Raw genomic sequence first — 24,167 nt, 5'->3', positions numbered from 1 at the left:
GAGATGGTCCCCAATAAACCATCTCGTTCTCTTTTAAAATAGAGATAAAGCTAGAAAGGTTGATTTCCGCTGCGAGCGGACGCTTTCCGCTCCAATCAACGGTATTTTCTATAACTGAATGAGGTGATGGATATGATGACGAAGAATCAAATTAATGAATGCGAACAGCTGGAAATGCTGACAATAGAGCAGTTGGTTCCTCAAGACCATCTGGTGCGCAAACTGGATGCGACTATTGATTTCTCCTTTATCTATCTATTAGTCGAAGATCTTTACTCAACCATTGAGAGACCCAACATAGATCCTGTCGTACTGATCAAGATGACATTCATTCAGTATACCTGCGGCATCCGTTCCATGCGCCAGACAATCAAGGAAATTGAAACGAATGTGGCATATCGCTGGTTCCTTGGCTTGGGCCTCATACAGAGGTTCCTCACTTTTCCACGTTCGGAAAAAACTATGTGCGTCGATTTGCAGATACAGATCTATTCGAGCAGATCTTCTATAAGGTTCTAAACGAGGTGGCAAACCGCGCTTCTTAGCCCCGACCATGTCTTTATTGATTCGACCCATGTGAAAGCCAGCGCGAATAAGGAGAGCATTTATGGCTCTTTTTCATAGAATGATCCTGTATGAATAGCAAAAGGGTTGGAAATCATTTTGATTTCCAACCCTTTTGTCTACATCCTGAAAGATGGTCCCCAATAGACCATCTCGTTCTCTTTTATCCCTTGAAAAAATTAGCAATGGATTCAAATAAGTTTTTGAAGAAATTGCTGACACTATCCCAGAAACCTTCATCTCCAACAACATCTTGTAGCTTATCCTTAATATCCTTTGAAATATCTTCTAGTTGCTGTTTCACATTTCCAAAATCAATGTCTAAGGAACGCATTTTTTCAAATAAATCAATGAGTAACTGCCGATCCTCTGGACTTAATTGAATTTCCATTTTACTTAATTGCTCTTCAACAATTTGCTCTACTTCTTCTCTTGTGACCGGATTTTGCTCAGCAATTTGTTTTTTAATTTCTGTTAAAAGTTCGCCAACTTTTTCATCATTCAATCCTTCTTTATCCGCAAGTTCGGTGGCGATGTCGAGTTCCTCATTGGCAACTTCCATTCTTCCCTTGTCCAATGTCTGACCACGGGATTCATAAGCTTTATAAATTCCAACCAACGCAGAGTGACCTGTAACCTTTACAGGAGAGGCCACTTCCACAATCGCATTTTCCACACCCGCTGTGAGCATTGCATTGGCATACATTTCTTCTGTTACTTCCGTAATATTTTCTGGTGTGACCCTTTTAATAACAAGCCCTTTTCCTTTATCTTGTAAAGTGATTTTTGCGGAAGAAAACATTCTTGAATTTGGATTCCCATCAATTAAACGCGCCAAGTCATCCGCCGTGACAATGATTTCCTCTACATTATCAGGATTTTTCACGTTCAAGATCTTTCTTACTTCCTCTTTTTGAGAATCTGACAGTGTTTCCCCATAAACAACAATCGGGAGCCCGAGTTTTTCATCAATTACTTCATTATCATCATCGTTTGCGGCAAGGACAGGACTTGCTATATAAAACAAACATCCTAATGTTAGTAATAAAATAAGGAACTTTCTCATTTTGAATTTCATTGTAATCCCTCACTTTCGTTCCTGTATCTTATCATATCAAATTATGCGGAATAAGCTCATTGCTTAGGTGGTAATTTCTCTAAATAATCAATGGCCTCTTGCAATGTTTTAACTGGGACAATTTTAACTTTATATCCCTCTTTTTCCGCTTCATTCAATACATCTTTTTCATTTGAATCATAAGGTTGTATATCAGCTGGACAAAAGAAAATATCCATACCCGCCTTTTCAACAGCGGTGATTTTTTCACGAATGCCTCCAATTTGTCCAACATTTCCGTCCATATCAATTTCACCTGTCCCTGCTATTTCATATCCTTTGGTAAGATGTTTCTGTGATATCTGGTTATAAATTTCCAAGGAAAACATTAGTCCCGCAGATGGACCACCGATCTCACCTGCATCTATGCTAATTTGCCGAGATGGCGTAATATAAAATTCATTCTCCGAGATAATTCCTAGTCCTGCTGTATTTGTACTATTTGTTAATGGGACAAGCTTGACTTTTTCTTCTTTGATTGAGCCTTCTCGCTCAAATTGTAGCTCGACAAGATCTCCTGCTTTTTTATGTGATAAATACTCAAGGAAAGCTTGAGCGTCCTCCACCTTATGACCATCTATTTGTTGAATCACATCACCAACTTCAAGTTTTCCCTTCGCATCAGTATCTTCTCTAACATCTCGTACAAATACACCAGTAGGCTTTATATCCACCTTTTCCCCAGCAGCACGTAAACCAGCCGCAAAAGCGTGGTTTTGGGAGCTTTCCATCATATGTTGTAACAAACGATTATATTCATCATCCGTCATATCTCCTCTTACTTCTTTTACTTTGCGCATATCTGTATGAGGAGCAAACCAGCCATAGGCTAAATAATAAATATTACTCGCTCTCATGGATAACACTGTCGTAAGGTGTAAGTTTCCTGTAGGATCCTTTTCTCCGCCTTCCACAGTTACTTTTGACCCCAACTCTTCCACTGATCCAGGCTGATAAAGATAATAGGGAGTTGGGATAAAGAGTGAAATGATCACCAAAACGAGGATAATCGTAAGACTTCTCTTTTTCATTCTCTTTGCGAAAGCTGAGTTCATATGTCTTCCCTTACTTTCTATAAGTGTTTTCATCATGAACTTCATTTAATTGAACGAGACCAAAGAGTGAGTGGAGTTTCCCCCTCTTCAATTGGCATTTGTTCCATCTTCACCGACCGTTGTTGTTTAGGTAAAGCGAGTTCCTTGTAAATAAATGATGAGGTTCCAAGTCCCACTGTTTTTGCCTCTTCTACAGTTTCACAATAATATACCTTTTGAATACCCGAAAAGTAAATAGCCGTTAAACACATTGGACATGGTTCACCACTTGCATATATCGTACAATCTTTTAAATCTAAGGTTTTTAATTGCTCTTGTGCTCTCCGAATCGCTAAAAGTTCCGCATGCCCACTACTATCATAGTGAAGGTGGAGCTCATTAACACCTTCCGTAATAATTTTTCCATCCCTAACTAAAACAGCCCCAAAAGGCTGACCACCGTCCTTGACATTTTCCCTTGCCAATTCTACAGCTCTGTTCATAAATATATCCATATTTCATATGCTCCTTTCTCAATTCTTCATATATTTCCAAGAAAGTAGCTACTCAAATATTAGGCTTCATTCATTAATCTTTCCAATTCTAATGGTTCAATATAGACTCCATCTTTATACGCTCGCATATTTCCACCAGAGATTTCATCAATTAACATGATTTCTCCTGTTTCAGTTTTACCAAACTCCAGTTTAATATCATACAATTCGATCTCTCTGTTTAGAAGCTCTTCTTTCACTACATCACCGATTTGTTTCGTTAATGCTTTTAATTGGGCATATTCAGTCAATGAAAGAATCCCCAGTACATCAAGCGCATCAGCACTAATTGGGGGATCTTGACGTTCATCATCTTTCAGTGTAACTTCCACGAAACCACCTAAATCCTGACCTTCCACTGCATACTTCCCATATCGTTTCATAAAACTACCGGTTGCTTTATACCGACATATGACTTCTAAGCCATCTCCAAAAACCACAGCAGGCTTTACGATCATCTCTGCTTCATCCAAGCGGGCATCCACATAATGTGTTGGAATTTCCTGTTCTTGAAGCACTTCAAAAAAGTGTTTTGTTAACTTCAATCCCGCTCTACCAGCACCCGCAATTTGTAAGCCGACTGTATTCGCTCCAGGATCAAATACTCCATCTTCTCCTGTTACGTCATCCTTAAATTTCAATAAATAATGGCCATTCTCTAACTCATATACATCTTTTGTTTTACCACAATATTTTAAGTTCATTCCCCTTATTCCTTTCCAAATGAAGTTTGACATAAGTATAGCAAATGCTACTCTGCTTTGTCTTTTTAAAGGATGTTCAAAAAGTTTAGCAAAAGCCACACCGAAATCCTGGCTTTTGCTTGCGAACTTGTTTAAGCTTCCGCTAAATGGGTATGTATTCATTACAGCTACTTAGACAAGCTTAGATTTATTGATAACCACTTAAGCGGTCAAAGAAGGCCCGGGTAAACTTATAAAAGAGCAATTCCGTAGGCATGAGCGCTCGGTCTTTGGGAATAATAATTCCTACCGTTCGGTTCACTTTTGGTTCATCTATTATTACTTTAACTGTCGCTCTTGGCAAGCTATCGATCAATGTAATTTCAGGAAGTAATGTCACGCCAAGACCTGCTGATACCAGGCCTTTGATGGCATCTATATCCATGCCTTCAAATCCAACTTGAGGTTCGAATCCATGTTGTTTACAGGCATTTACGACTAGATCACGTAAAATATAGCCTTGGGGAGATAAAATAAATGCGTCATTTCGTAGTTCGTCTAAAGAAATAGATTTTCTTTTAGCTAAAGGATGATTGGATGGCAAGAGAGCAACAAGATTCTCTAAAAAGAGGATTTCACTTTTTACACGGTGCTCTTCCTTTGGTACAGGACCTAAGAGTGCCATGTCAATATCACCTCTTATGACACTGTCAATTAGTTTATAATAAGCTCCTTGGTGAAGTTGAAAATTAACATCTGGATAATCTTTTCTAAAGGCAGAAACAACGGATGGTAATAAGTACGCGGAAAGACTACTTGGAAATCCAATACGTACTGTTCCCTTTTGTGGATCAAGATTTTCTTCAATTTCCCGTTTAGCTTGTTCTATTACATCCATAGCCTGTTCCATCTTTTTCAAAAACATTTGTCCAATATGTGTCAGGCGAATATTTCTGCCTTCTCTAATAAATAGATCCACACCAAGCTCAGCTTCCAGATTTACAATTTGTCTACTGACTGCAGATTGCGCAACATGCAGAGCATCGGCTGCAGCAGTCATATGTTCGCGTTTGGCAACTTCAATGAAGTATTGTATCTGTCTTAATTCCAAAACACCACTCCTTACTGCGATTCATATCAATGTGATATTAATCTTATCTAATATCAATATTGTTTAGATTAATTATAAAAGATAAAATATTCCTTAACAACATTTCTAGTTCGAGTTTCTTTGCATCTTGGAAGCAACCATTTAAAAGGAAAGTTCAGATGGAGTGGAGCCGCTCCGCTAACTTCTTATTTGAAATGCATATACTATTGCATCCCGTACATTAACGACCGAACAGTGCAATTTTTTGAGCTTATGCGATGTTGCTCACAGAATTCGCATTGCTGAACGACTTGTACAGGATGTGTTGACTTCTGCATTGACAATCAATGTGATGGGAGAAGTTTCTCAAACATGGAGCGGACTTTGTGCTGGACATTTGGCGTATTGATGGAAAGTTTCTTCGCCAAAAAATTCGAATGTTATTTTTCCTAGCTTTTTGAACAACCTCATAAAATGAATGTAGAAGGAGTGGAAAAAATGGCGATGGTGATGAATATGAATGAAACAACTCAAAATATGCAAACTGCCAAAAACTATATAGATAACGTGTACGAAACAGTTGTAAAACGTGACCCCCACGAAGAAGAATTTCTTCAAGCCGTTAAAGAAATCTTTCAATCATTAACCCCAGTATTTGCGAAAAATCCCAAATATATCGAGCACAATATTCTAGAAAGGATAGTTGAGCCCGAAAGATTAATTTCATTTCGAGTACCGTGGGTAGATGATCAAGGGAAAGTACAAATTAATCGTGGATTTCGTGTCCAGTTCAATAGTGCGATTGGCCCCTATAAAGGCGGTCTACGCTTCCATCCCTCTGTTAATGCAAGTATTATAAAATTTTTAGGTTTTGAACAAACCTTTAAAAACGCATTAACTGGTCAAGCAATTGGTGGAGGTAAAGGTGGCTCCGATTTCGACCCTAAAGGAAAGTCAGATGCTGAAATTATGCGTTTCACACAAAGTTTTATGACAGAACTTTCACGATATATCGGTTCAGATGTGGATGTTCCTGCTGGAGATATCGGAGTAGGCGCCCGGGAAATTGGTTATATGTTTGGTCAGTATAAACGACTACGCGGACATTTTGATGCAGGAGTATTAACTGGAAAAAGTGTAGATTATGGTGGTAGCCTTGGTCGTACCGAAGCAACTGGTTATGGTACGGTTTATTTTGTTGAAGAAATGCTACGTGATCAAGATTTAAGCTTTTCCGGTAGCACAGTCGTTGTTTCCGGGTCAGGCAACGTTTCAATCTATGCCATAGAGAAAGCTCAAGAATTTGGTGCCAAGGTTGTGGCATGCAGTGATTCTAATGGTTATATTTACGATGAAAACGGCATTTGCCTAGATACCCTAAAAAGGATAAAAGAAGTAGAAAGATGCCGGATTTGTGAATATGTGAAAGAACATCCACACGCAGAGTATCATGAAGGTAGTGAAGGAATTTGGACTCTTCCTTGTGATATCGCTCTTCCATGCGCGACACAAAATGAAATTAATGAGCAATCTGCGAAAATTCTTGTATCTAATGGTGTAAAAGCTGTTGGGGAAGGTGCCAATATGCCATCTAATCTCGCTGCTATTGATGTATTTCTAGAGAACAAGATTTTATTTGCTCCAGGCAAAGCCGCGAATGCTGGTGGTGTTGCTGTTTCCGCCCTTGAAATGGCCCAAAATAGTTCACGAGTTCCATGGTCTCTTGAAAAAGTTGATGCAAAATTAAAAGAAATCATGATCGATATTTATAAAAATAGCACACATGCATCAGAAGAATATGGTCATCCAGGCAACCTCGTAGTTGGTTCTAATATAGCCGGCTTTGTAAAAGTTGCGGATGCTATGATTATGCAAGGTGTGATCTAAAATTGATCCTTCAAAAGATCCCTATCAAGATAGATAGGGATCTTTTTACTTATCTCCCATTGAACCTCAGAATGATATCAGGAAATGGAGGCAAAATAGGGAATATTTAGTGTACTTTTATGTTAAAATATCCATTAATTGGTCAGGTACTCATTTATAGCGAGTAGATGGAGAGGTTGCATAGATGCCGTATCCGTTAAACTGATTACTTCCTTTTCTTAAGGGAGATAATTCATTGAAAAATAGGGGAGGATATACATATGAATGGAAAAGATTACAGACAAGCTATTTATAATATAGATCCAATTTTTTTAGAGCGTTGGTCACCACGGGCTTTTAGTCAGCAAGAGGTTCCTGAGGATATTCTTAATGGGATTTTGGAAGCGGCCTGCTGGGCACCTTCTGCAGCAAATATACAGCCGTGGAGATTCATCATTGCGCGAAATAAGGGGGACCGAAATCACTTTCACTCATTTATTAATGAAGGCAATTTAACTTGGTGCAAAAACGCACCTGTGCTCATCTTAATTATGTCTAAAACTTCAACAGAACGCGGACCAAGCATTTCCCATGCTTTTGATGCAGGGACAGCTTGGGGATTTCTATCTTTAGAAGCAGCCAAAAAAGGGCTTATTACTCATGCTATGGGAGGATTTAATAGGGATAAGGCACGTGAAAAGTTAGGTATATCTGATGATTACCAGCTTCATGCTGTTGTGGCTGTTGGATATCTGGGGGATATGAGCGAACTATCTGCCGATCACCAGGCACGCGAAAAGCCTTCAAATAGACGCCCACTTAAGGAAACTATTTTTGAAGGGAAATTTGGAGAATCCGCAAAAATATAACGGGAGAGCAAAGGGCAATAGATCAAACTGTTAACAGATGGGCTATTGCCTTTTTATATGTCTTCAGAAATTGTCTCTGTTTGCGGTAAACTTGCTTACTGATGCCATACCCTTACACTCAAAACCCGAGACCATTAAAGACAAAATCGAACTTTTATTAACTCAAAGCATTCGCTTGTTAAAACGCTCGCATTAATTTTAATACTGAAATTCGCTTATTTCTTTATTCATTTCGACTAGATCCACTTCAAATCCCATATCCTCCAACATTTGCTGATCTGCCAATCCAGCATTGCCTTCTGTTGTCAAATAGTCACCGATGAAGATCGAATTAGCAGGATACAAACCAAGAGGCTGCAAACTTCTTAAATTTACTTCTCTTCCTCCAGATATCCTGATTTCCTTACTCGGATTGATAAAACGAAAGAGACAAAGAACCTTCAAACAGTATCTTGGATTCAATTCGTCTGTTCCTTCTAATGGAGTTCCTTTTATTGCATGTAAGAAATTCACTGGAATCGAATCTGCATCAAGTTGTTTTAAACTACGTGCCATATCAATTACATCTTCCAATGTTTCTTGCATACCAATAATTACACCGGAGCAAGGGGAAATACCTGCTTGTTTAATTGTTTCTACAGTTTCAACTCGATCCGCATATGTATGTGAGGTTGTAATATTACTATGATGGAAACGGGATGTATTGATATTATGGTTATAACGGTCAACCCCAGCCGCTTTTAATCGTGCTGCTTGTTCTGGCTTCAAAATCCCTAAGCATGCACAAATTGTCATTTCCTGGTATGTCTCTTTAATTTCTTTTACTGCCTCTACAACGATGTCTAATTCGCGATTTTCTGGGCCTCGTCCACTTGCGACAATGCAATATGTTCCAGCCTTTAACCCATTGGCTCTGCTCGCTCCCGCTACAATTTCGGCTTTTTTCATCATTGAATATTTTTCAACCGGTGCTTTAGATACGATCGATTGGGAACAATATCCACAATTCTCCGGGCATAAACCAGATTTAGTATTCATAATCATGTTTAATTTTACTTTTTTTCCAAAAAAGTGCTTCCGAATCTGGTAGGCCGCGTGTAATAGAGGTAGGATATCTTCATCAGAACATTGTAATATCGCCATAGCTTCTACATCAGATAACTCTTCTCCCGCTAAAACTTTAGCGGCCATTTCCTCAAAATAATGCATCTCAAGCCCCCCTTATCTTCTTTTCACGACTTTTTGCATTCTATAAGCGAACATACCGGCAAGAATCGCTAATAATATATCCTTTGGTAACGGAAATGCCATCCAAATCCAAACAATTTTATAAGAAAATGCCTCAGGAGCATTGGCCCATATTTTATAAGCGGCGTACATCCAGTTCGGTCCAATGATATAGCTAATCAACGTACCAATAAGGGCTGCGAAAATGTAATTAAATGGACTATTCTTTTTTTCAATGATCTTCCCAGTAAAATATGCTGTTAAAATAAAAGCCAATATAAAGCCAAATGTCGGATTAAGAATTTGCGCAAATCCTCCCTGAAACTTAGCAAATACTGGGGCACCGACTAAACCGATAAAGGCATAGACTGCCATGGAAATAGCACCTAGACGACTCCCTAGAAAAGCTCCGGCTAATACGGCAAAAAAGGCTTGTAAAGTAATAGGAACTCCTCCTATAACAAGGAAGGGAACAAAAGAAGTTATATTGGCACCGACCATCATAAGTGCTGCAAACATGCCTACATATGTAATATCTAGTGCAGTTAATCTGTTTTTATTACTATGGGTTCTAGTTGTCACCGTATTCACTTTTTCACCTCATTTTTTAGTATAGTTTAAGAATATAGGAAAGTTAGAATAAATGTCAACCTAAATTTAAAAGTGGTTAACATATATTTTTTTGAAACGAATATGTTACTCATGCTACTACATTATTGAACAGAAAATCCGGGAGGGGGCATCATGCAAGAGCTTGAAAAGCTATATACAGAGATTCAACCTAAGATTTTTGCCTTCTTTTATATAAAAGTGCAGGATCAATCACTGGCAGAGGAATTAACTCAAGATGTGTTTTATCAAGCGGTAAAGGGATTTCATTTGTTTTCTGGAAATTCCACATTGAAAACTTGGATCTTCTCGATTGCTCATAATCGTTTAAAAACATATTACCGTTCTAAAAAATATGCGCGTTTTTTAAATAAGAAAATGACCAATGAAACAGAGCCGCGTTCGTTTACTCCGGAGGAATTATATATTCAAAAGGAAGAACATCGCCAATTCCAAACCTTTTTGGAGCAATTACGCCCCTCGCTAAAAGAGATTGTAATTTTACGTCTTTATGGTGAATTAACTTTTAGAGAAATCGGTGGGCTAGTAAACCAAAGTGAAAATTACGTACGCCTTGCCTTTCATCGGGCCAAAATCAAATTAAAAAAGGAAATGAGGGGAAACGATGAATAATGATTGTTATATTGTAGAGGATTTACTCCCCCTTTATAACGAGGGCTTATTGCAAGAAGAAACTACTCATTGGGTGGAATCACATATTAAATCATGCAAAGGTTGTCAAGAGCTTGCTAGCCTATCTCAAGAGCCTATTGATCAAGAACCGATCCACTCATCCATAGATACTGAAAAAATGTTACGGCAAATACATTTAAAACTTTCTTTCTACCAAATCATTCTGATTGCGATATCCTTTATTTTCGCCATGAAAACATCATTATTAAATGGAAGCTTTGGGTTTATTTTAACCTATACAATTCTCGGATTAATCACTTATCTATTTTACAAAAGAGTAACCATTGTAATGGTCATTAGTTTCTTGCCCAATTTTTTATGGTCGATCGTCGATAGCTTAACTAGTGAGTCAACCTTTTTAAATGCTGTGTTTGGATCAATCTTTCTAGCCTGTCTTCATCTCATTTTTGCCATTATTGGCTGTCTTATTGGATTTCTCGTTTTAAAATTAAAAGAAAATGGTGATAAGAATGAAAGAGAAGAGAAAATGGATATACGTTAGTTTAATTATAATTCTAGTTTTACCTATATTATTTTTCTATAACGCCTTTAATGGCAATCCCGTTTCAAAGTGGGCAGCCGCCTCCGTTCTTAATAATTACTTGCAAGAAACCTATCCAAACCAAGAATTCAATGTAGATAATGGTTTTTACAATTTTAAAATTGGTGGATATTCCTTTGATGTAAACAAAATTGGCAGCGAAGATCAACATCAATACGAACTAAATATAACTGGTTTGTTCAAACCAAAAGTTACCTATGATGAAATCTATTATGCAAATTTAGATCAACCATTAATTGAAAAATGGCAAGAGGAAGCGGCTATTGAATTAGATGAGATTTTCCAAGACATTAAAGGAATTGTTCACATCAATATCCAACTCGAAGTCCAGAAAGGATCTTATTCCCTTGATACGAACTGGAATAAAGATCTTCAGCTTGAGAAACCTATATACATTGATATTTTAATGGATGCCAGTCAACTGCCCAAAAAAGAGCTGTTGGTAGCAGAGATGAAGAAAATGCAGAGTGATCTAAAGTCCGCAGGATATACGTACGACACAGTCAATATTAATGCAAATTTATTTGACAAGGATTCCAAAGATGACCAAGGGTATCTTAAATATGCCAGTTTTTTTACAGCTGACCAAAAAATTTCCTTACGGGATATTGAAGAATATAATCAATAATCGGCAAAGAGACCATCTTACTTCGATGGTCTCTTCGCCTGATTATTTATAAAAACTTCACGCAAACGGCCTCTGGAACTTCTATTTCGGAATCAAGTTGGGTCAATCCCCCTGTTTCTTGATCACGGGCAAAGAGGACAAGATTACCTGTATGCTGATTCGCTGCAACAAGATAGGCACCACTTGGATCAAGGCAAAAATCACGTGGCCATTCTCCGCCTGTTGAAGTAAATTCCACGAATCCGACTTTACCACTTGTTTCATCTATTCGAAAAACAGCAATGCTATTATGCCCGCGATTTCCAGCATACACAAAGCGACCATCAGGAGAAATATGAATAGCACTTGCATCATTTTGTCCTGTGAAATCTTCTGGCTTGGCTAAGATTGTTTGTTTTTCAGTAAAACTGCCTGTTTGTTGATCATAATCAAGTACGATTACCTCAGTCGATAGCTCTGTTAATAGATAAGCCCATTTACCATTTGGATGGAAAGCAATATGGCGCGGCCCACTCCCCGGTTTTACGTGAAGAGTTTGCACCCTTTTCAACTCATTATTTTCTATTTGATAAGTCACAAGCTCATCTGTCCCAAGATCAGCTACGATAACAAACTTTTTATCAGGAGTTAATCCAGTGAAATGAACATGTGGCTTTTCTTGGCGCTCATGTGGTCCATTCCCTTGATGATTGTACACATCCAAAACAGGCTCTATACCACCCTTATGGTTAATATCATATAGGTTTACTCTACCTTCATGGTAATTCCCAGTAAGAAGATGGTCACCATAAACATCTAAATGGCAAGGTGGAGCTCCTTCCTCAACTTCAGTGTTCAATTGTTTCAACTCACCCGCATCATTGACCACTTCGAAAGCAGCCACTCCACCAAATTTATCCTGTTGAGCAACTGAATACAGGAATTTTTGATCTTCACTTATAGCAAGATAAGTAGGGCTTCCGACCTCAGCCGCCACTTCAGGTACACCTAGTTTTCCAGTAGTTGTGTCAAGCGTAAAACGGTAAATACCCTTACTGCTTTGTCTTGTATAAGTACCGACATATCCTATGTATTGTTTTCCCAATCTTACCGCTCCCTTCAGTTCTATTTTATCTGACTCCCATTATACCATTCAGAAAAGAAAACGGAATAAATGCGCTCTTTTCACCACTGAATCCTTCACAGTTTTACCATTTTCGAAGCTTACCTCAGGGCGAGCGCCAAGCCGCTTCGTCTCCACGATCCTCTAGGGTCTCAGCTGTCTCGCAAATCCCGCAAGAGTCAAGCAAATGCTTCTCCAAACCAATAAAGTGAAACTTCATTTAGTGGGGTTTTTTTCCATCCCCACTGAATGTTAGTTGAACCAATCGGGCTTTTATTGGCAGTTGATCCCCACTTATCATTCTTGTTTACCCTCGAATTCTTGAAGTGAGGGCTTACTGCCAGTTAATGCGGGATAAAGTAGTGAATGACCCCTCCTTAACAGCCTTTCGGGTTGTTTGAAGAAGGGGCTTCCTGTTTCATGAACCATTGCATACTGGGGTTGTGCCAATATGTCTTACACAGTCTCCACAGGCGTAGATTATACTGTTCGGACACAACCTTGCCCTACAGTTATGGCTATTCCATTATGGTAAGTAACTCATCTAATCCTTTTTGTAAGATGTTTCGACTAGCATTATGGTCACGATCAAGTATCGTTCCGCATTTTGTGCAAATATGCGTACGAATCGAAAGGGACTTTTTCACTCGATTGCCACAACGGGAGCAATCTTGTGAAGTGAATTTTGGTTCTACTTTGATCAGAATCCCGCCATTTCTTTCGCATTTGTATGCAAGCATGTTTCGAAACATGCCCCAACCTGCGTCCGATATAGATTTTGCTAACTTTCTGTTCCGAATCATGTTGCGTATACGTAGATTTTCCACGGCAATCACCGAATAGTCCTTCGTCAAGTTGTAGCTTAGTTTATGAAGAAAATCTCTGCGTTGGTTCTCCACTTTCTCATGTAGTTGACGAACTCGTTGTACCTGCTTGATATCGTTCGCTGAGCCCTTTTTCCTTTTGGAAAGCCTCCGCTGCGTTTTCTTTAATTGCTTTTCCTTTTTACGAAGAAATCTTGGATTTTCATGTTCTAGTCCATTCGAAAGAACGGCATATTGATTGATTCCAACGTCAATACCAATTGCGTTATGGATATCCAAAGTAGTTGGCAGCGCTTGTCCTTCGACACAGAAAATAGCATACCACCTATTCCCTTGACGTTTGATCATCAGTTGCTTGATTGGCGCCTTTAGTGGTCGATGAAGCAGAATATCTATTTCTCCTAACCTTGTATTGTATAATTTGCCATTGCCGGAAAAGGACATCGCCATTCGGTTCCCTTTCAATCCGAATTGAGGGAATGTCATACTCGTATACTCTTTATATTTTTTCTGTTTTGGGTATCTAGCGTCTTTGCGAAAAAAATTCTCAAATGCTTTTTGTAATCGCACAAATACTTCTTGAAGTGGTTGGGAAGGCATTTCTTTTAGAAATGGATAGTTCTTTTTATCCACTGTTAATTGTTTTTGCATGTCATAACGGTTGTAATGTTCCTTGTTTTGTTTATATTTGCGCTCTTTATCTAAAAGGGCAGAGTTGTAAGTTTGACGGCAGTATTGGAGCCAACGGTCTAACGTTTCTTTTTGTTTTTCTGTTGGGAAAACCTCATATTTTTGATTGACCAACACGGCCATCACTTCCTCTGCTATATCTAACTCTATTATAGAACATTCGTTCCATAAATGAAAGCCCTTTCCCCGGCTTACGCCAACCTAAATTCATCTCCCCCTTATCGTTGGGCTACGCCCTTCACACGATTGAAGAGGGAGACTTCTTTCGGAAGTACGTTAAATTCTACTTTTCTAAATACCCATTCATTTTTATAATAGAGTTATTCGAAAAAAGAAGAATGCTATATCAGAAAGATCATCCATGATATATAATAAAAAGCGAGGTGAGCATAATGAGTCATAATTTATGCCCTAAATTTGAGAAGGCTATGGGATTATTAGGACAACGTTGGACAGGTCTGATTATCTTCCAACTTTTACAAGGCCCACAACGATTTTGTATTCTCGAATCTTCTATGCCAATCAGTGCTAGAGTTTTATCGGAACGATTAAAGGATTTGGAACACGAAGGGATTGTAAAAAGAAATGTCTACCCTGAAACACCAGTGAGGATTGAGTATTCTCTAACGGATAAGGGAAAAGCCCTGCAACCTCTAATGTCGGAAATTCAACGATGGGCAGAAGAGTGGCAAGAACTAGATACAGACCATTCTTGTTAAAAAGTCGGCTGTTTATAAAGACAGTCGGCTTTTTGTTGTTCATACAGCACCATTGCACTTTTGTTCTTTTTCTTAAGGATTTACTGTAAACTAAAGGAATGGTAGCAATTTTATTGAAATTTTTAAAATAAAGGAGAGAATAACAGGATGAAAAGTGAAATCATTAAACGTTTCTCAACTTATGTTAAAGTAGACACACAATCAGATGAAAACAACAGCAATTGCCCATCCACTCCTGGTCAATTAGAATTAGCTAAACTGTTAGTAGCAGAATTAAAGGAAATCGGCATGCAGGAAGTGACAATGGATGATAATGGGTATGTTATGGCGACGCTGCCTGCAAATACGGATAAGAATATTCCTGTTATTGGATTTTTAGCCCATATCGATACAGCAACAGACTTTACCGGAGCTGGAGTAAATCCACAAGTAATTGTTGAATACGATGGCGAAGACATTCCATTAAATGAGAATATGGTGTTATCCCCTACGCAATTTCCTGCCCTTAAAAATTATACCGGGCACACGATAATAACAACGGATGGCCGCACTCTTTTAGGTGCAGATAATAAAGCGGGAATTGCTGAAATTATGACAGCGATGGACTATTTAATCCAACATCCTGAGATCCAACATGGAAAAATCCGTGTTGCCTTTACTCCTGACGAAGAAATTGGTCGGGGTCCCCATAAGTTTGATGTACAAGCATTTGGCGCTAGTTATGCCTATACAGTGGATGGTGGTCCACTTGGGGAATTACAATTTGAAAGTTTTAATGCGGCCGCATTAAAAATAATCTTCAAAGGAACTAATATCCACCCAGGAACTGCCAAAGGAACTATGGTAAATGCGAGCAAAATAGCGATGGAATTCCACCAAGCCTTACCTGCCGGCCAAGCACCGGAATTCACAGAGGGATATGAGGGCTTTTACCACCTACTATCTTTTTATGGAGATGTCGAAACAGCCAAAATGGATTATATTATTCGCGACTTTGATAAAAAACAATTTGAGGCAAAAAAGTCTAGAATTGAAAAGATCGTCACCATGCTTGCAGAAAAGTATGGAAAAGAACGGATTCACTATGAAATCAAAGATCAATATTATAATATGCGAGACAAAATTGAACCCGTAATCGAAATAGTTGAAATTGCCTCTGACGCAATGAAAAATTTAAATATTGAACCGCTTATCGCCCCAATCCGTGGAGGTACAGATGGTTCTCAGCTTTCTTATATGGGCTTACCTACACCAAATATCTTCACAGGCGGAGAGAACTTCCATGGCCCCTATGAATTTATTTCTGTCGATAATATGGAAAAAGCCGTCCGTGTGATTGTGGAAATGGCGTCACTTTATGAACAAAAAGCGGAGTAAATGTCACAAAGTCGTTGCGATAAGATATCGTAACGTCTTTGATCCTTACTTTTTGAATATCCCCTAAATAATTTCTCAATGACAAGGGTTATACATTATGGGGACTGCACTTGTTTTAATAAAAAGTGATTGACTTTTCTCCTCCCTCCTGTATAATACTTATGACAAATGAATCAGACCCTTTAAAACAGTCCCGTGAGGCTGACAAGGTGAACGCACTTATGATAAGTGTAGATTTTTGCATATTCAAATGGATATTAATCCGACTATTATGCACCTTGCCAGTCATTGGACAAGGTGCTTTTTGCTGTATAAAACTCCTTATCCAGTAAGCTTCCTTCCAATGACAAAGTCTGTATTCACTAAAATAGTGATTGTCTTGATCAAAATCATATGAGATCGCTGATAATTTATTGGTTCTTCGATCAAGATATCAAAGAGGAGAGATGTCGGATGAAACAACGAGAAATTCAAGTAGATGAACGATTACCACTTTTACAAAGCTTACCATTAAGTTTTCAGCATTTATTTGCTATGTTTGGTTCCACTGTTTTAGTGCCGTTACTATTTGGGGTCAACCCAGCAATTATTTTACTGATGAATGGAATTGGTACACTCATCTATATTTTTATAACTAAAGGAAAAATTCCTGCTTACTTAGGATCAAGCTTCGCCTTTATTTCGCCAGTTACGGCTGTTCTTGGAAAATATAGTGGTATTGACGGTTATGCCCATGCCCTTGGCGGCTTTCTCCTTGTCGGGATCGTGCTAGTGATTGTCGGTATTATTGTTAAGTTCATTGGAACATCATGGATCGATGTCATTTTTCCACCTGCAGCCATGGGCGCCATTGTTGCTGTGATTGGATTAGAACTTGTCCCAACAGCCGCTGATATGGCTGGGCTTATCACAGCGAAGGGTGTGTCTCCTGATTCCAAAGTCATTGCTGTCTCTCTCTTAACCCTAGGCTTAACCGTTATTTATTGGGTGACCTTAAGAGGATTCCTCAAAATTATTCCAATCTTGCTTGGAATTGTGTCAGGATATGTAATTGCAGCTTTCTTCGGATTAGTAGACTTCTCCCTAGTTCGTGAATCTAAGTGGTTTGCTTTACCGACTGTTTATTCAATGAAAATTAATTGGGCAGATATGCTAATTATTCTTCCAGCAGCACTTGTTTTAGTACCAGAACATATTGGGCATCTGATTGTTACTGGGAATATTGTAAAAAAAGATATGATTAAAGATCCTGGCCTTGACCGCTCTTTTATGGGTAATGGAATTTCTACGATAATCTCTAGTTTCGTTGGAGCTACTCCTAATACGACTTATGGCGAAAACATTGGCGTCTTAGCCATTTCAAAAGTATATTCTACCTGGATTATCGGCGGTGCGGCTGTACTTGCTGTCATCCTTTCCTTCTGTGGAAAATTAGCAGCTTTAATCATGTCGATCCCTACTCCTGTTATGGGAGGCATTTCCTTGTTACTCTTCGGTATTATTGCCGTAAGCGGCTTAAGAATGTTGGTTGAAGCAAAGGTAGATTATAGTGTCTCGCAAAACCTTATTTTAACATGCGTCGTACTAGCTATTGGTATTAGTGGAGCAGCGATCAAAATCGGTTCTGTTGAATTGGCTGGAATGGGCCTTGCTACTATTGTTGCCATCATCCTAAGTCTCTTCTTTAAAATACTTGAGAAATTTAAGCTTTCAAATGATTAATTGAGAAATAAAAAAAAGAACCGGAATGGTTCTTTTTTTATTTCTCCCGCATTAACTGGCAGTAACACCCCACTTCAAGAATTCGAGAGAAAACAAGAATTATAAGTGGGGGTTAACTGCCAGTAAAAGCCCGATTGGTTCAGGCCAACAGGATGTTGGTCACAAAGGCGTTGCGACGTATAGGACGTACTAGTGTAGGCGAAACGACAGGACGTCGTGCTTTAAGCCTGCCGCCAGGACGGCGCGACCTTAGCCTTTGATCTATTCTGTTCAGAGGGGGATGAAAAAACCCCTCTGAATGTAGTTTCACTTTATACACCACGTTTATTTCCCCATAGATACGTATGTAATTGAGGTAAAACACGCACATTCCTTAATTCTTCACTTTCCATTACTTTCTCTATAAGCCAATGATATCTTTCTAATAAATGAGCGAGTAGTTGCTGATCATCAAAATTCGCAAGATCATTATTGCCAACTTGTAAAAAGAAAGTCACACCAGGATACCGCTTATATAAATCAATCGCGTAATGCAAATCTTGTTCATCAAACACAACAATTTTCAAGCTAAAGCTACCTTTTTGCTTATCTTGTAAGGAGTGAATAATTTGATCGAGAATGGCAAAGTTTGTTTTCATTCCTGAACTTGGTGGTTTAGGTGATAAGGTTAACTCATCGATCTCAGTAAACCATGATTGCCATCTACTTCCTTGGGTTTCTAAGGCAACCTGAACATCATGTGAATGTAATAGGTTGACCAATTCGCCCATTTGCTTCAACAATGCCGGATTTCCGCCTGAAATCGTTACATGACTAAACGTCTGGCCCCCTTGCTCTTTCAAAGCTTGCCAAATCTCCTCAGGTTCCAACCTTCGAATATTTTCCTTTTCAGAACCATTCCATGTAAAGGCTGAGTCACACCAGGAACATGAATAATCACACCCTGCTGTACGAACAAACATTGTTTTTTGTCCAATCACCATTCCTTCACCTTGAATTGTTGGACCAAAAATCTCTAATACTGGTATTTTCATATTCTATCCTTCCTTTTCGGACGATAGATACAATAACTTGTGGGTGTTTCACGTAAAAAGACTTGTAGACAAACGGGACAATTAGATTGTGAATCTAAATATTGTTGTACAATTTCATAAATCGTGCGGGCCACAACTTCTGTGCTCGGAAACTGATCAGCAACATAGTCGGAAAAAGCTTGATCATTATTAAGAGCTGCATGATCAAAGCGTTTATGGATAAGATCCTTAATTATTTTAAAGTTTACTAAAAAACCTGTATGGTCTAACTCATCTCCTACTATGGTGATATTAGCAAAATACGTATGCCCATGTACTTGTTGGCATTTGCCCGCATCCTCATGAGGAATATAATGGGCCGCTGCGAAATGAAAATCTTTATTCAATTCATAGGCATAAGAATGTGACCCGACAGGATAAATTTGTTGCATCATTTTATTGTTCCTCCTTGCCGAAGCTCTTCATATTGCTCAAGCCCACGATTGCGCAATTGACATGCAGGGCATTCCCCACACCCACTTGCTTTAATTCCATTATAACAAGTAAGAGTATGCTCCTTCACAAAGTCAAAAGCTCCTAATTGATCACTTAATGCCCAAACATCTGATTTATCTCTCCACATGAGCGGAGTATGAATTACAAATGTCTCATCCATCGATAAATTAAGTGTTACATTTAACGACTTAATAAAGCCGTCACGGCAATCTGGGTACCCGCTAAAATCCGTCTCACTTACTCCTGTAATCAGATGCTTGGCATTTATTTGCTTTGCCAACACGGCTGCAAAGGAGAGAAAAAGCAAATTCCTTCCTGGGACAAAAGTCGAGGGAAGTTCATTGTCCCCTTCCTTTATTTCCATATCAGCTCTTGTTAATGCATTGGGTGCTAATTGATTTAATAATGTCATATCTAGCTCATGATGATGAACATTGAGTTTCATACAAATTTCCCTTGCACACTCCAGCTCAGCAATATGGCGTTGTCCATACTGAAATGTAACGGCCTCCACATGCTCAAATTTCTCCAATGCCCAGAATAAACAAGTGGTGCTATCTTGACCACCACTAAATACGACAACCGCCTTACGATCATCCACTATTATTCTCCTCCCTTATTAGAGAAGAGATTCGGATATTACCATCAAAAAAAACAACACTAAGTAAACGTGTTGTCTCGTCTCCTTAGTTTTTTATAGAGGGATGGAATTGCGAACCTCTTCTGCAAACATGCAGTTATTATTCAACTTCTCTAGTTTAACACATTTCATCTCTTTCATGGTGGGTACTTGGGTTAAGACTAAAAAACAAATGCCTAGCTTACATGCTAGGCATTTGTCCACGGATTTTATTTACTCATCCATTCAGTATGGAAAACTCCTTCTTTATCCACACGTTGATAAGTATGAGCACCGAAATAATCACGTTGTGCTTGGAGAAGATTAGCTGGTAGTGACTCTGTACGATAGCTATCATAATAAGCAATGGCACTTGAAAGAGTCGGTACTGCAATTCCACGTTCAACAGCAACAGCGATCACTTTTCTTAGTGCACCTTGGTAATTTTCAACAATTTCCTTGAAGTACGGATCCAACATAAGATTTGCAAGTTCAGGATCACGATCATAAGCTTCTTTAATTTTTTGTAAAAACTGCGCACGGATAATGCATCCACCTCTAAAGATCATCGCAATATCCCCATATTTAAGATCCCAACCATATTCTTCTGCAGCAGCTCGCATTTGCGCAAATCCTTGTGCATAAGAACATATTTTACTCATATAAAGAGCTTTGCGAATCGCTTCAATAAGTTCATTCTTATCCCCATCATACCCAGCAGTTTCTGGACCAGATAATACTTTGCTAGCAGCTACACGCTCATCCTTCATAGCTGAAATAAAACGAGCAAAAACAGATTCAGTGATGAGTGGGAGTGGTACACCTAAATCAAGGGCATTTTGACTTGTCCACTTTCCTGTACCTTTTTGGCCTGCTGTATCTAAAATCACATCAACAAGCGGCTTTCCTGTTTCTTCATCTTTCTTCGTGAAAATATCCGCTGTAATTTCAATTAAGTAACTATCCAATTCACCTTTATTCCATTCGGAAAATACTTCATGAAGTTCTTCAGCCGTTAAACCAAGTACATGTTTCATCATGAAATAGGCTTCAGAAATTAATTGCATATCACCATATTCGATCCCATTATGCACCATTTTCACATAATGTCCCGCACCGTCTGCACCAATATAAGTTGTACATGGCTCACCATCCACTTTTGCAGCAATGGATTTGAGGATTGGCGCTACAAGCTCATAAGCTTCTTTTTGTCCACCTGGCATAATCGAAGGACCAGTTAAGGCTCCTTCTTCACCGCCTGATACACCTGTACCGATAAAATGTAGACCTGCTTCGCTTAATTCTTTATTACGACGGATCGTGTCTTTGAAATACGTATTTCCGCCATCAATCAAAATATCGCCTTTTTCCAAATAGGGCTTTAATGATTCAATTGTTGCATCTGTTGCAGGACCTGCCTTCACCATCAGCAAAATTTTTCGTGGCTTCTCTAAAGAGTTGACAAACTCCTCAACAGAAAATGTCCCTACTACATTTTTCCCTTCAGCCTCTTTTTTCAAGAAGTCCTCTGTTTTTTCAGGACTACGATTAAAAACGGCCACAGAGTAGCCACGGCTTTCAATATTTAGGGCTAAATTCTTGCCCATAACGGCCAAACCAATTACACCAATTTGCTGTTTTGACAATGTTCTTTCCTCCTAAACCTTATGTATAATATACTTCCAAACATCTTTAAGCTAATTTTATCATATAATTCCGGAAAAGCCGAAATATTTCGGATACTAAAATGTAAGGAAGCTACCTTAAAGTGAACTTTTTATCATTTTACCGATTATCTAACTCCCACGCAAATAATCTCGCACCCTATTCTCGGATACGAGATTACTATTTTTCGAAGCCTTATGTCAGAATAACTGGAGGTTCATCATTATTTAATTTTTGACCTTTACTTGTTCTTTCTACAACAACACACGCAGAAGAATCACCGATAATATTAACAGAGGTTCGTAACATATCAAGGATCCGATCAATACCAGCAACCAAGGCAATTCCTTCTAGTGGAAGATTAATCGCCGTTAGAACCATGGATAACATGACTAATCCTGCACCTGGTACCCCAGCCGTACCTATAGAGGCTAATGTTCCCATCAATATAACCGTTAATATTTGTGGAAATGATAATGATTGGTTAAAATACTGCGCAATAAACATCACAGTAATCCCCATATAAATCGCTGTTCCATCCATATTGATCGTCGCACCAAGTGGCAATACGAAACTGCTTGTTTTTTTCGAGATACCTAAGTTTTCTTGCGTATTTTTCATTGTAACAGGCAAGGTCCCAGAACTGCTACAAGTAGCAAAAGCCACTGATGCGGCTGGAAAGATCCCCTTAAAAAAATGCCATGGGTTCATTTTCCCAAGTGTTTTGACTGCAATAGTATACGTGAGAGCAACATGAACAATCACAGCCACGATCATTGCCACAATGACTTTAATAAGCGGCAGTAAAACTGAAATTCCATAAGCGCCAACGATTGGTGCCAATAATCCAAACACCCCAATTGGCACTAGCTTCATAATAATCCCAGTAATCTTATACATAATTTCAGCAAAACCTTCAAAGAAATCTTGAACCGGTTTTGCCTTTTCTCCTACTAATGTAATTCCTATACCAACAAAGATAGCAAAGAAAATAATTTGCAATACATTGGCTGTTGTTAATGCCTCTATCGAATTGGTTGGAATAATATTTAAGAGTGTATCCATTACACCATCACTGGTAACGGTCTCTGCCGCACCTTCCTCTAATACGACATCAGACCCTTTCCCAGGAGAAAAAATAAAGCCAGCGAGCAAACCGAAACAAATCGCAATCAAACTAGTCACAAGAAAATAGAGGATCGACTTTCCACCGATCGTACCCAATGCTTTGATCCCGCCGGCCCCTGTTACTCCTACAATAATCGTTGACAAAATTAATGGAACAATAATAAATTTAATAAGGCGCAAGAACAAATCCCCAAGCGGCTGTAGAACAGAAGCTTTTTCACCAAACAGAACACCGACAATGACTGCTAAAATAAAAGCTATCAGAATTTGGATAATGAAACTCTTTTTCATTGAATCCACCCTTTCCCACCCATTGTTGATGGCGCTTTCATATTACCCCCTTTCCTAACAATATATGAAGAACAAAAAAAAGAATGCCCCACACTTCTTTTGACATTTAGAAAGAAATTCAAAAAAGAAGAAGAGACATTAAAAATTAGGTAATATTAAAAATAATAATAGTATTTTTCAGCATCTAACCTTGGCCATTCCCAAAAGTTTGAACCGTTAGATACAATAAACCTATCAAGGAATAGCTCAAAGTTCATATTTAAGGGTTCCTTGTCTGTATATCCAATGTATAAATAATTTTTATTATCGTACTTAGTATTTTTCACCATTAGATGATGTTCATGTACATATCCTATAGGATAATAATCGTTGTTCATTGATAGCCTTTGCTGCACTGTAGTGCCTCTTCTAAAGAATATAACAACAAACCGCCACCAATGTTTGTTTCACCAAGATACAATTGATATAACTTAGCACCATTATGCTGTAACAAAAAGGTTCTGTAATCCTTAGGTATATACCAATTGTATTTTTCTTCTATTTCTTGAATCCTCTTATTTTCTATTGGGGGATTAAAACTAAAACCAACAGTTTGGATCTCACCTTGAGGTGCAATCAGTCTTAATTTATTATTTTCTAGTTGAGACTTTAATGTATCTATCGTTTCTTTAATAAACATCGTATTTCTCCTTAATTTTCCTTTTAATAGCTTGCCCACCATGGCGTTACTATTTGTTGATGTATGTCTCTAGGTAATGGGAATAAATTTTCAAAGTTATTTTGTTCCCCCGCTTTCATAAGTTTATCCCCTCCTTATTTATCTCTGATAACATACTTCTACATTAAAAATATAATTCCCCCTCCTTTTATTGGTATTTTAGATATATACACAATTTCCAGTCACTTTTTTCTATCAAAACACTAAGCGAAAAAGGAAAATCATTCTTTGATTAATCTAAGGGACACAAAAAATGTATACTACAGTAAAATTAATAAAAGCATGCC

23 protein-coding genes, 1 pseudogene and 1 riboswitch are annotated in these 24,167 nt (G+C 38.4%); of the genes and pseudogenes, 9 read left to right on the top strand and 15 right to left on the bottom strand.

Annotated features, from left to right (window positions below; translation table 11 throughout):
- Positions 1-132 precede the first annotated feature (132 nt).
- Positions 133-597: pseudogene (locus J2Z23_RS19340) on the top strand (transposase); the annotation flags it as partial.
- A gap of 130 nt (positions 598-727) precedes the next feature.
- On the opposite strand, the gene J2Z23_RS19335 reads toward J2Z23_RS19340, so the two are convergent.
- The 5 genes from J2Z23_RS19335 to gltC all read right to left on the bottom strand — a co-directional run bounded on the left by J2Z23_RS19335 (position 728) and on the right by gltC (position 5,063).
- The gene (locus tag J2Z23_RS19335) at positions 728-1,630 is read right to left on the bottom strand and encodes a DUF1002 domain-containing protein (protein WP_238482862.1); all 903 of its coding nucleotides are present in this window, start codon (positions 1,628-1,630) and stop codon (positions 728-730) included.
- Between the two features lie 68 nt (positions 1,631-1,698).
- On the bottom strand, positions 1,699-2,736 hold the full coding sequence (locus J2Z23_RS19330) for a SepM family pheromone-processing serine protease (RefSeq protein ID WP_057985733.1): 1,038 nt from the start codon (positions 2,734-2,736) through the stop codon (positions 1,699-1,701).
- A 41-nt stretch (positions 2,737-2,777) separates the two neighbouring features.
- Positions 2,778-3,230, bottom strand: coding sequence for a nucleoside deaminase (locus tag J2Z23_RS19325; RefSeq protein ID WP_057985708.1), 453 nt, complete (start codon positions 3,228-3,230; stop codon positions 2,778-2,780).
- A 59-nt stretch (positions 3,231-3,289) separates the two neighbouring features.
- Entirely contained in the window at positions 3,290-3,973 is a 684-nt protein-coding gene (locus tag J2Z23_RS19320; protein ID WP_209974883.1) for a phosphoribosylaminoimidazolesuccinocarboxamide synthase, read from the bottom strand.
- Positions 3,974-4,160: 187 nt separating this feature from the next.
- Positions 4,161-5,063 (bottom strand): glutamate biosynthesis transcriptional regulator GltC, encoded by a 903-nt coding sequence (gene gltC / locus J2Z23_RS19315; RefSeq protein WP_057985709.1) that lies wholly within the window; start codon positions 5,061-5,063, stop codon positions 4,161-4,163.
- Between the two features lie 483 nt (positions 5,064-5,546).
- Between gltC and gdhA the strand changes: the two genes are divergently transcribed.
- Both gdhA and J2Z23_RS19305 read left to right on the top strand, forming a co-directional pair.
- Positions 5,547-6,929 carry an NADP-specific glutamate dehydrogenase gene (gdhA, locus tag J2Z23_RS19310; protein ID WP_420795732.1) on the top strand — a complete coding sequence of 461 codons (1,383 nt, stop codon included), beginning with the start codon at positions 5,547-5,549 and terminating at the stop codon, positions 6,927-6,929.
- Between the two features lie 260 nt (positions 6,930-7,189).
- Positions 7,190-7,777: a nitroreductase family protein gene (locus tag J2Z23_RS19305; RefSeq protein ID WP_057994284.1), complete on the top strand. Its 588-nt coding sequence runs from the start codon at positions 7,190-7,192 to the stop codon at positions 7,775-7,777.
- Between the two features lie 198 nt (positions 7,778-7,975).
- On the opposite strand, the gene bioB is transcribed toward J2Z23_RS19305, so the two are convergent.
- Both bioB and J2Z23_RS19295 read right to left on the bottom strand, forming a co-directional pair.
- On the bottom strand, positions 7,976-8,986 hold the full coding sequence (bioB, locus tag J2Z23_RS19300; protein ID WP_209974881.1) for a biotin synthase BioB: 1,011 nt from the start codon (positions 8,984-8,986) through the stop codon (positions 7,976-7,978).
- Between the two features lie 12 nt (positions 8,987-8,998).
- Positions 8,999-9,523, bottom strand: coding sequence for a biotin transporter BioY (locus J2Z23_RS19295; protein ID WP_064468892.1), 525 nt, complete (start codon positions 9,521-9,523; stop codon positions 8,999-9,001).
- Positions 9,524-9,748: 225 nt separating this feature from the next.
- On the opposite strand from J2Z23_RS19295, the gene J2Z23_RS19290 reads away from it, so the two are divergent.
- From J2Z23_RS19290 to J2Z23_RS19280, 3 genes are read left to right on the top strand one after another with little or no spacing between them, the layout of a single operon-like run.
- A complete protein-coding gene (locus tag J2Z23_RS19290; protein ID WP_064468805.1) occupies positions 9,749-10,246 on the top strand; it encodes an RNA polymerase sigma factor in 498 nt (165 codons plus the stop codon).
- On the top strand, positions 10,239-10,808 hold the full coding sequence (locus tag J2Z23_RS19285) for a zf-HC2 domain-containing protein (RefSeq protein WP_057985717.1): 570 nt from the start codon (positions 10,239-10,241) through the stop codon (positions 10,806-10,808). Before J2Z23_RS19290 ends, J2Z23_RS19285 begins: the two co-directional genes overlap by 8 nt.
- The gene (locus J2Z23_RS19280; RefSeq protein ID WP_057985719.1) at positions 10,777-11,496 is read left to right on the top strand and encodes a YfjL-like protein; all 720 of its coding nucleotides are present in this window, start codon (positions 10,777-10,779) and stop codon (positions 11,494-11,496) included. Before J2Z23_RS19285 ends, J2Z23_RS19280 begins: the two co-directional genes overlap by 32 nt.
- Before the next feature lie 46 nt (positions 11,497-11,542).
- On the opposite strand, the gene J2Z23_RS19275 is transcribed toward J2Z23_RS19280, so the two are convergent.
- Together J2Z23_RS19275 and J2Z23_RS19270 are read right to left on the bottom strand one after the other, a co-directional pair.
- Positions 11,543-12,580 (bottom strand): lactonase family protein, encoded by a 1,038-nt coding sequence (locus tag J2Z23_RS19275; protein WP_083492386.1) that lies wholly within the window; start codon positions 12,578-12,580, stop codon positions 11,543-11,545.
- A 536-nt stretch (positions 12,581-13,116) separates the two neighbouring features.
- The gene (locus J2Z23_RS19270; RefSeq protein ID WP_209974879.1) at positions 13,117-14,235 is read right to left on the bottom strand and encodes an RNA-guided endonuclease InsQ/TnpB family protein; all 1,119 of its coding nucleotides are present in this window, start codon (positions 14,233-14,235) and stop codon (positions 13,117-13,119) included.
- Between the two features lie 269 nt (positions 14,236-14,504).
- Here J2Z23_RS19270 and J2Z23_RS19265 point away from each other — a divergent pair, with 269 nt between their 5' ends.
- The 3 genes from J2Z23_RS19265 to uraA all read left to right on the top strand — a co-directional run bounded on the left by J2Z23_RS19265 (position 14,505) and on the right by uraA (position 17,930).
- Positions 14,505-14,831: a winged helix-turn-helix transcriptional regulator gene (locus J2Z23_RS19265; RefSeq protein ID WP_057986235.1), complete on the top strand. Its 327-nt coding sequence runs from the start codon at positions 14,505-14,507 to the stop codon at positions 14,829-14,831.
- Between the two features lie 147 nt (positions 14,832-14,978).
- The gene (gene pepT, locus J2Z23_RS19260; RefSeq protein WP_057986237.1) at positions 14,979-16,208 is read left to right on the top strand and encodes a peptidase T; all 1,230 of its coding nucleotides are present in this window, start codon (positions 14,979-14,981) and stop codon (positions 16,206-16,208) included.
- Between the two features lie 453 nt (positions 16,209-16,661).
- Positions 16,662-17,930 carry a uracil permease gene (gene uraA, locus J2Z23_RS19255; protein WP_209974877.1) on the top strand — a complete coding sequence of 423 codons (1,269 nt, stop codon included), beginning with the start codon at positions 16,662-16,664 and terminating at the stop codon, positions 17,928-17,930.
- 311 nt (positions 17,931-18,241) lie between these two features.
- On the opposite strand, the gene queE is transcribed toward uraA, so the two are convergent.
- The 6 genes from queE to J2Z23_RS19225 form a co-directional block, all read right to left on the bottom strand.
- Positions 18,242-18,964 carry a 7-carboxy-7-deazaguanine synthase QueE gene (queE, locus tag J2Z23_RS19250; RefSeq protein ID WP_057986242.1) on the bottom strand — a complete coding sequence of 241 codons (723 nt, stop codon included), beginning with the start codon at positions 18,962-18,964 and terminating at the stop codon, positions 18,242-18,244.
- On the bottom strand, positions 18,961-19,398 hold the full coding sequence (queD, locus tag J2Z23_RS19245) for a 6-carboxytetrahydropterin synthase QueD (protein WP_057986249.1): 438 nt from the start codon (positions 19,396-19,398) through the stop codon (positions 18,961-18,963). The genes queE and queD overlap by 4 nt, the downstream gene beginning before the upstream one ends.
- Positions 19,395-20,060, bottom strand: coding sequence for a 7-cyano-7-deazaguanine synthase QueC (gene queC / locus J2Z23_RS19240; protein ID WP_057986251.1), 666 nt, complete (start codon positions 20,058-20,060; stop codon positions 19,395-19,397). Before queC ends, queD begins: the two co-directional genes overlap by 4 nt.
- Before the next feature lie 79 nt (positions 20,061-20,139).
- Positions 20,140-20,186: riboswitch (PreQ1 riboswitch) on the bottom strand.
- A 122-nt stretch (positions 20,187-20,308) separates the two neighbouring features.
- Positions 20,309-21,724 (bottom strand): NADP-dependent phosphogluconate dehydrogenase, encoded by a 1,416-nt coding sequence (gndA, locus tag J2Z23_RS19235; protein WP_057986253.1) that lies wholly within the window; start codon positions 21,722-21,724, stop codon positions 20,309-20,311.
- A gap of 214 nt (positions 21,725-21,938) precedes the next feature.
- Positions 21,939-23,162: a dicarboxylate/amino acid:cation symporter gene (locus J2Z23_RS19230; protein WP_209974875.1), complete on the bottom strand. Its 1,224-nt coding sequence runs from the start codon at positions 23,160-23,162 to the stop codon at positions 21,939-21,941.
- A 373-nt stretch (positions 23,163-23,535) separates the two neighbouring features.
- The gene (locus tag J2Z23_RS19225) at positions 23,536-23,841 is read right to left on the bottom strand and encodes an SMI1/KNR4 family protein (RefSeq protein WP_057986259.1); all 306 of its coding nucleotides are present in this window, start codon (positions 23,839-23,841) and stop codon (positions 23,536-23,538) included.
- Positions 23,842-24,167: the final 326 nt, after the last annotated feature.

The organism is Lederbergia galactosidilytica (genome assembly GCF_017873565.1).
Lineage (GTDB): Bacteria > Bacillota > Bacilli > Bacillales > Bacillaceae_C > Lederbergia > Lederbergia galactosidilytica.
This window is presented reverse-complemented; position numbering and strand designations above follow the sequence as displayed.